Here is a 1,876-nt window from a genome sequence, read left to right as displayed (position 1 = left end):
GATTTACTCCCCAGTATGGGGAGCTGGGGAATTGTACGAGTTTTTAGCAACAATGCAAGTAAGAAGTGAAGCAAAAAGCCACTTTAGTAGGTTAAACTGTGATCTGAGCCACAATTAATAGATTATCATGCACCACGCGCATAATTTATTCAACAAAAAAGGGCCAATTAGCCCTTTTGTTATACATTATATAGCGGCTATTTAAGCGCTACATTAAAATTTAGGGCCACCGCCACCCATCATTCCAGGTGGTAACATGCCTTTCATGCCGCGCATCATTTTTTGCATGCCGCCTTTACCTTTCATTTTTTTCATCATTTTTTGCATTTGCGTAAACTGTTTTAACAGTTTATTTATCTCTTGTACCTGTGTACCAGAGCCTGCGGCTATACGCTTTTTACGAGAGCCTTTAATAATCTCAGGGCGCGCACGCTCTTGTTTGGTCATAGAGCTGATGATTGCTTCCATTTGAATGAAGGTTTTGTCGCCCATTTGGCCTTTTACAGCATCAGGTAAGTTTTGCATACCAGGCAGCTTATCTAGCATCGACATCATGCCACCCATATTTTTCATTTGCTTTAATTGCTCTGCAAAATCATCAAGGGTAAAGCCGTTGCCTTTAAATACTTTTTCAGCGACTTTAGCTGCTTTTTCCTTATCGACTTTCATTTCGACTTCTTCGATTAATGAAAGTACATCCCCCATGCCTAAAATACGCGATGCGATACGATCGGGATGGAACGGCTCTAGTGCATCTGTACGCTCACCCACACCCATAAATTTAATTGGCTTGCCGGTAATATGACGAATAGATAAAGCAGCACCACCGCGTGCATCACCATCTGTTTTAGTTAAAATAACACCGGTTAAAGGTAACGCTTCATCAAATGCTTTAGCGGTATTCGCCGCATCTTGACCCGTCATTGCATCAACCACAAATAATGTTTCGATTGGGTTGATTGCTTTATGAAGGTCTTTAATTTCGCCCATCATTTCGTTATCTACGTGCAAACGGCCGGCGGTATCAACTAAAACAACGTCTATAAATTTCTTTTTAGCATGAGAAATAGCAGCGGTGGCGATATCTACTGGTTTTTGCGAAATATCACTTGGGAAAAAATCCACGTCCACTTCGCTGGCAAGTGTTTCAAGCTGTTTAATAGCCGCCGGACGGTATACATCGGCACTAACAACTAGCACTGACTTTTTCTTACGCTCTTTTAAAAACTTAGCAAGCTTACCAACACTGGTTGTTTTACCCGCACCTTGTAAACCAGCCATCATAACAACGGCTGGCGGCTGTGCATTTAGGCTAAGCTCTTCGTTGGCTTCACCCATCGCTTTTTCAAGCTCTTCGCGCACTATTTTTATAAATACTTGGCCAGGGCTTAAGCTTTTAGTTACTTCAACACCTACGGCACGTTCTTTAACTTGCTTTACAAACTCGCGAACAACAGGCAGCGCAACGTCAGCTTCTAAAAACGCCATACGTACTTCACGTAGCGTGTCTTTAATGTTGTCTTCTGTTAAACGGCCGCGGCCACTAATATTTTTTAAGGTTTTACCTAATCGTTCTTGGAGGTTCTCAAACATGTAACGGTTCCGATAAGACGTTTATATTGACCCAATAAGCTCACGCTTATTTGCATTTTACTTATTAGATGGGAGCAATAGTATTAAATTTCAATTAAAAACAGTATACCGTAAATGGTGGCGCACAATACAGTATTGAAGCACAGCTTATTGAGTTTCTTTTTTTAGGTCTATGCAATTGCTTTGCTATAAAATACAATGTGCTTATAACAACAAGAATTATTTGACTCTCATTATAAGTGGCCCAAGCACAATGCTAATTATTAGTTTAACTATTATTGCC

The 1,876-nt window shown here is 40.6% G+C and carries 1 protein-coding gene; it reads right to left on the bottom strand.

The genetic code is table 11. The annotated features are described in order from the left end of the window. Positions 1 to 213: 213 nt before the first annotated feature. Positions 214 to 1,593 carry a signal recognition particle protein gene (gene ffh / locus B4F91_RS01250; RefSeq protein ID WP_024031859.1) on the bottom strand — a complete coding sequence of 460 codons (1,380 nt, stop codon included), beginning with the start codon at positions 1,591 to 1,593 and terminating at the stop codon, positions 214 to 216. Between the last annotated feature and the right edge of the window lie 283 nt (positions 1,594 to 1,876).

Origin of the sequence: Pseudoalteromonas sp. UBA6610 (genome assembly GCF_002433295.1) — a bacterium.
Classification (GTDB): domain Bacteria; phylum Pseudomonadota; class Gammaproteobacteria; order Enterobacterales; family Alteromonadaceae; genus Pseudoalteromonas; species Pseudoalteromonas atlantica.
This window is presented reverse-complemented; position numbering and strand designations above follow the sequence as displayed.